Raw genomic sequence first — 5,902 nt, 5'->3', positions numbered from 1 at the left:
CTGCCTTGCCTAAAAACCAAACATACTGCTGCAAATTCAAACGCCAAAGGTCAACACGCCCTAGTTTAAAATTAAAAATAACCCCATACTGGCAAGCGTTGTGTAATAAATATTATGTGTTTTATAGGCAACAATAATGGCAACGATGGCTGCGCTTAAATAAGGGTTGTGCCAGTTTAGGTTGAGCCCGTCTTCATTTATAAAAATAATGGGTACCCAAATAGCGGTTAGTACAGCGGGTGCGCTAAAGCTTAAAAACTGCTGCATTTTAGGGCCCACTTTAAAACCAAGGCGTTGATGTAAAAATAAGTAACGAGTAAAAAAGGTAATACACGCCATTAATAATATAGTGAGCATCATAATGGGCTGTCCTTTTTTTGTGTAAGCCTTGCAGTAAAGTAGCCTGCACTCATTGCAAGTAGAGCAGCACAAACCAACCACAACTCAAACCCCGTGCTTTTTAAAACTGTGGCGCTAATACCCGCAACAATCACAGTAACCAGCGAGGCTAAATTTTTTATGCCCGGTACCACAAGCGCAATAAATGTAGCTGCAATAGCAAAGTCGAGCCCTAAATTTGTTAAATCAGGGAGCACACTTCCTGCAACTATGCCTATGAGCGTCCAAAGGTTCCATGCAATATAAAAACTAAAACCCGCGCTTAAAGCGTATATTAGGCGCGCTTTTGTTTTATAGGCTTTGCGGTGATGCGAAAAGGCAAACAGCTCGTCGGTTAGTACAAAACTTATTGGTAAGCGCCACCGAAATGGCTGTGAAATAACTTTATGGCGTACGGCTAAACCGTATAAAAAATGCCGAGAGCTAATAATAAATGTGGTAAATAAAATAGTCAGTAAAGGGGTGTTACCGGCCATTAGTTCAATTGCAACTAATTGTGCAGAACCCGCGAATACAAGTAATGACATTGCTTGTGTTTCAAAGGCACTAAAGCCATTTTGAATCGCTAAAGAGCCACATAATATTCCCCAAGGAACGACCGCCAGGCAAAGCGGGAGCATATCAAAAAAACCTTTTAATACTGCGCGTTTAGTTATATTCATTAATACAAGTAAGTAATAAGTTTGTGCGTTTAGTGTGCCATAAATAGCGCTTTATGTAATATCATTAATGCAGCGGTAGTAAAACTTTGGAATAATGGCTTTAGTATCAAAATAATGTGCCAGAGCCTGGCAACAAGTTGAGGATTTATATGCAAAGTATAAAAGTATGGGATGGCTTTATAAGAAGCTTTCATTGGTTATTAGTGATTAATATTGCTGTGCTTTACTTTAGCATTGACGAGGGCATGATTGAGCTTCATTTTGTGGCTGGCTTTTTCGCAATCGCATTAATAGTGACCCGTTTAGTTTGGGGGCTGGTGGGCAGTAAAACGGCAAAGTTAAGCGCGTTACTGCACTCGCCAATAGCAGTATTTAAAGAGTTTAAAAACCCCATTAAAGGGGTGGGTCATTCGGCGCCAGGTAGCTACATGGTTTTGTTGTTTTTTGTACTTATAATAGTGCAGTTAGTGACCGGGCTAATGAGCAGTGATGGCATTTTGACTGATGGGCCTTTGGTTGAGTATGTGTCGAGCTCAACAGTTGATTTTGCAAATTGGCTGCACCGCCTTAATTTCGATATTTTATTTTATGCCATTTGCCTGCATGTTACAGCCATTGTTGTGTATAAAATAAAAGGAAAACCACTTGTCAAAGCAATGATCACCGGTAAACAGGCTAACAGCGAGCAAGCCACTCAAACTAATATAGATAACACGAAAGCTCCTTGGTTGGCGTGGGCTATTTTTGTTGGATTGTTAGTGCTACTGGCTGTTACGTGGGGCAAAGAACCACTTAGTTATTTGCTAAGTTAATAGCTAACAAAAAAACAAAACGGCGCATAAAGCGCCGTTTTAGTGTACATTGTTTTAATTGTAATTAGTCTTTAAATTGCTTGTGGCAATCTTTACAGCCTTTGGCCCATGCGCCAAATGCTTTACCAATTACCGCCTTATCGCCAGATTGAGCTGCTAAAGCTAGCTTATCTGCATTGGCAGCAAAGGCATTGGCTTTTTTAACAAAGGTTGCATTATCAGACCATACATCAGCTAATGCTGCTGTATCACCTTTATCAGTGCCTTCGTAAAACGCTTCCCATGGCATTTTAGAAAGGGCCGCTGCGTTATTAGCGCGCATTTTAAATTGCTCTGCATCAAAAGGAATTTTACCTTTTAGCATTGCGCCCATATCGCTAATTTGCACTGAAATCATAGAAAACGCAGCTTGTCGGTATTCAATAGCATCACTTGGCTCTTTAAATGCAGTATTTGCAGATACGCTAAGTGTACATGTTGCTAAAGCAACCCCTGCTAAAAATTGTTTTAATTTCATGTTTTGCCCCTGTAAGAAATTATATCTACTAATTAGACATCTTGAATCGATTACTTATTTTATTCAAGTGAAACTTTAATGTCCCATAGCTTGTTTTCTGAATATATCATTACAGCTTGTCAGTTTATTGTTAACGACTGTAAACAGCGCGTTGTTATTAAGTGCCCTGTTGTGTACCTTGAGTCATCATAAAAATAATTAACGAAGGAAGTTTATGAAGCATAATATTTTTAAAATGTCGGCACTTTCTGCCGCAGTAGTTATGACGCTAGCAGGGTGTGGTGGCAGCGACAATGACAATAATAGCCAAGTTGCTGTAGTAACTGATGTTGCACCAAAAGCAAGCGATGTAGCCGTTGCCGGTTTAAAGCAATGGGTACCTGTAACTGCTGAGTTTAATGCAAGTGATAACGATGGCGATACACTTAGTTATACATTTACTGAAAATGGTGAAGCGGTTGAAGCGCAAGATGGCGTATATACTTTTAGCCATGGCTTACTAACAGTTGAAGGCGATACCTTTACTTACGTTCCTGTTTCAGGCGAAGACGCGGTAATTGATTACACCGCTAATGCAAATGGCAAATCGGCGTCTGCGCAATTAACGATTAGTGATATTGCGTCAGATCCTTTGGCTAATCAGCAATGGCACCTGCGTAACACAGGTCAAAAGTCGTACGCTCTAAGTGATGAAATGAAGCAAGGCCTAATTGATTTATATGTCAACCAATTAGGTTACAGCGAAGAAGAAGCGCAAACTATTTTTGACGAGGATTTTGCTGAATCAGAAGCAGAAGAATTGGTTGCTGGCGAAGATATGAACGTAGCAGCTGCGTACGCTCAAGGTGTTACAGGTGCTGGCGTAACGGCGGTTGTTGTTGACTCTGGTATGGAAATTCGTCACGAAGACTTAGTTGATAACGTGTTACCAAACCGTTCTTTAAATTTAGATGTTGATGTGTTGGATCGCACCGACCCTACTAGCCTGTCAAATAGCGGCGACCACGGTACCAGTGTTGCAGGCTTAATTGCAGCGAAAGGTTGGAATGGTAAGGGCGGGCGCGGTGTTGCACCAGATGCTGGTCTAATTGGCATGAACTACCTAGGTGGCGATAAAATTGAGCAAACTGATTTACTCGCGCATGGTTTCCCAGGTAGCGGTATTAGCACGTCAGAAAATATTTCTGCGTTTAACCGCAGCTACGGTATTACATTCCCAACGTTTATTGGCTACTCAGAGCTAGATGAGGCTATCGAGTCATACCCTAACCTTAACCTTCGTGATGGTAAAGGTGCGCTAAACATGAAGTCGAGCGGTAACTCGTTTGTAGATGGTAGCGGTGAAGGGTCATTATGTGCCGATAACGGCGCAAATGAGCTAGGTCTTACTTGTTATAACGGCGCGTTTGAGCCAAGCCAAGGTCATCCATATTACTTAAGCGTTGCAGCTGTAAATGCTGATGGTACGCATACAAGCTACTCAAGCGGTGGTGCTAACTTAATGGTTTCAGCCCCTGCGGGTGAATATGGGCGCTGGGCGCCTGCCATGGTAACAACTGATCAAATGACCTGTATTAATGGGTACTCAGGCTTTAATGGTAGCTCGATTACGGCATGGGCTGCAGCATATGGCGAAGACTTTGCTGCATCGCAATACCCATTCAACTACCCAGGACATGAAGATAACGCTAGCTGTAACTATACCTCAACGTTTAATGGTACTTCTTCGGCAGCACCTAATGCGTCAGGTGTAGTATCACTGATTTTATCAGCTAATTCAGAGCTAACATGGCGTGATGTTCGTCATATCTTAGCTACTACAAGCACAGTCAACGATGCAGAAGATGAAGTTGTAACGCTTAGCGTTGGTGAAGGTGAATTTGTAGCGCATGACGGCTGGGTTGAAAATGCAGCAGGTTATAACTTTAATAACTTATACGGTTTTGGACGTGTAGATGCTGGTGCTGCAGTTGCGATGGCAAAAGAGTACGACGTAGCATTAGGTGAGCAAGTTATTACAGATTGGAGTGGTGTTGGCTCTGTTGTTGAAGAAGATGCCCTTACGCTAGAAATCCCAGATAACAGTGCCGCGGGTGTTACACAGCAAATCACTGTTGAAGAAGAGCTAAACATTGAAGCAATGCAGTTTAAGTTTGATGTGAGCAATACTGAAATGGGCTTTGGTTTAGCGGATGGTACGCAAACATCTGCTGGTACCGATTTAGCAATTGAAGTGACGTCTCCATCAGGCACACGCAGTGTATTACTAGCGTCTAAGCAAGCTCTATTTTACCCAGCTTATAGCTTTACTAACGGTTGGAACACAGGCTATGTTTTAAAGGATGCGGTACTACTGTCTAATGCTTTCTATGGCGAGACAACAAAAGGTACTTGGACTATTCGTGTTCTTGATGCTGCAGCAGATAGCTTTGCATTCAGCGATGGCGGGGATAACGGACTAGGTGCAGTAGGTATTTCAAATAACCGTGCCGCAAGCGTTTTAGAAGGCGTTTCGTTGAGAGCATTTGGTCACGCAGGTCAAGAGTAAGGAATATAGATATGAAAATGAATAAATTAGTTATTTTAGGTGCTGCTGCGTGTATTTCTCTAAGTGCAACAGCGAGTTCAGTAGCAGATAAAGAGCTGCAACTTCCAAAAAAGCCGGTAAATAGTGTGAAATACAGCAAAACCGACTTTGGCTCTTACGTTGTAGAAAAAAACTTACGTTTAGTACCAACAAGTGTTGCTGCTGATGAGTATGTTGTTTCTACTAAAGGTGAGATGGCGGTTGTTGAGTCTTCTGAGGCTTCATCGTTAGTAACAAAAGGTACATTGGTACGTAATGTCCTAACAAACAACTTAACGTCGCTTTCTGGCAATATTACTGTTTTGCTTAAAGATGGCATGAACGCAACAGAGGTAGCTCAGCTGTCTGGCTTAAAGGTAGTGTCTGTTTTCCCAGGTACTAAAATAGCGGTTTTAGCTGTTAATGAGGGTCAAGATATTTTAGCTGCTGCAGAGCAATTAAAGTCATCTGATTATACTAAAGAAGCGCGAATTGAAGTGTTAGAGACTATTTATACTGCACAATAAAATTAAAATTTTGTGATAAAAGCCCGAGATAATCTCGGGCTTTTTTATTGCTAATCGTTAATATCAGCAAATATCATCCCTCGGCGCATACTACGTGTGGCCAAAAATACCTCGCCAAGTAACGACATAAAACCACATATTAATAAGGCCATTGCAGCCACAAAACAGCTGGCAATTGTTACCCCTAGATTAATAGACTGAATGTGTGATAAAAACAGCAGCATAACCACAGCGCATACTAGCAAGGCGCTTAGCACGCTCATACTAAAAGCAATATGAATACATCGAGAGCGTTTTAACAGGGCTCGCAGCTCTGTGGCTAGGGTTTTATTAAAGTCTTCATCGGTGCTTACCTTGAGTTTTCGCTCAAGTTGTCGCGCACGGTCAGTAATGCGGGCTAAACGATTAGATAAAACCCC

The 5,902-nt window shown here is 41.8% G+C and carries 7 protein-coding genes; 3 read left to right on the top strand and 4 right to left on the bottom strand.

The window, feature by feature from the left end; translation table 11 throughout:
• Positions 1 to 60: 60 nt before the first annotated feature.
• A complete protein-coding gene (locus B2R65_RS13235) occupies positions 61 to 360 on the bottom strand; it encodes an AzlD domain-containing protein (protein WP_004589018.1) in 300 nt (99 codons plus the stop codon).
• Entirely contained in the window at positions 357 to 1,061 is a 705-nt protein-coding gene (locus B2R65_RS13230; RefSeq protein WP_029772236.1) for an AzlC family ABC transporter permease, read from the bottom strand. Before B2R65_RS13230 ends, B2R65_RS13235 begins: the two co-directional genes overlap by 4 nt.
• Before the next feature lie 149 nt (positions 1,062 to 1,210).
• On the opposite strand from B2R65_RS13230, the gene B2R65_RS13225 reads away from it, so the two are divergent.
• Positions 1,211 to 1,873: a cytochrome b/b6 domain-containing protein gene (locus B2R65_RS13225; protein ID WP_024032102.1), complete on the top strand. Its 663-nt coding sequence runs from the start codon at positions 1,211 to 1,213 to the stop codon at positions 1,871 to 1,873.
• Between the two features lie 64 nt (positions 1,874 to 1,937).
• Here the strand turns inward: B2R65_RS13225 and B2R65_RS13220 are convergent, their stop codons facing one another.
• Complete coding sequence (locus B2R65_RS13220; RefSeq protein WP_024032101.1) at positions 1,938 to 2,390, bottom strand: c-type cytochrome; 453 nt, start codon at positions 2,388 to 2,390, stop codon at positions 1,938 to 1,940.
• Between the two features lie 214 nt (positions 2,391 to 2,604).
• Here B2R65_RS13220 and B2R65_RS13215 point away from each other — a divergent pair, with 214 nt between their 5' ends.
• Together B2R65_RS13215 and B2R65_RS13210 are read left to right on the top strand one after the other, a co-directional pair.
• On the top strand, positions 2,605 to 4,938 hold the full coding sequence (locus tag B2R65_RS13215) for a S8 family serine peptidase (protein WP_121636784.1): 2,334 nt from the start codon (positions 2,605 to 2,607) through the stop codon (positions 4,936 to 4,938).
• Between the two features lie 11 nt (positions 4,939 to 4,949).
• Positions 4,950 to 5,483 (top strand): S8 family serine peptidase, encoded by a 534-nt coding sequence (locus B2R65_RS13210; RefSeq protein WP_004589013.1) that lies wholly within the window; start codon positions 4,950 to 4,952, stop codon positions 5,481 to 5,483.
• A 50-nt stretch (positions 5,484 to 5,533) separates the two neighbouring features.
• Here B2R65_RS13210 and B2R65_RS13205 read toward each other — a convergent pair.
• The coding region (locus B2R65_RS13205) for a DUF2721 domain-containing protein (RefSeq protein ID WP_286743343.1) at positions 5,534 to 5,902 on the bottom strand (369 nt) is incomplete at its 5' end.

This window comes from Pseudoalteromonas sp. UBA2102 (assembly GCF_002331165.1).
Classification (GTDB): Bacteria; Pseudomonadota; Gammaproteobacteria; order Enterobacterales; family Alteromonadaceae; genus Pseudoalteromonas; species Pseudoalteromonas atlantica.
The sequence above is the reverse complement of the archived record's forward strand: the minus strand, read 5'-3'. Positions and strand labels throughout refer to the sequence as shown.

Coding starts and splice junctions, on each gene's coding strand:
- B2R65_RS13235 (WP_004589018.1), bottom strand. CDS start 360: ATGATGCTCACTATATTATTAATGGCGTGTATTACCTTTTTTACTCGT.
- B2R65_RS13230 (WP_029772236.1), bottom strand. CDS start 1,061: ATGAATATAACTAAACGCGCAGTATTAAAAGGTTTTTTTGATATGCTC.
- B2R65_RS13225 (WP_024032102.1), top strand. CDS start 1,211: ATGCAAAGTATAAAAGTATGGGATGGCTTTATAAGAAGCTTTCATTGG.
- B2R65_RS13220 (WP_024032101.1), bottom strand. CDS start 2,390: ATGAAATTAAAACAATTTTTAGCAGGGGTTGCTTTAGCAACATGTACA.
- B2R65_RS13215 (WP_121636784.1), top strand. CDS start 2,605: ATGAAGCATAATATTTTTAAAATGTCGGCACTTTCTGCCGCAGTAGTT.
- B2R65_RS13210 (WP_004589013.1), top strand. CDS start 4,950: ATGAAAATGAATAAATTAGTTATTTTAGGTGCTGCTGCGTGTATTTCT.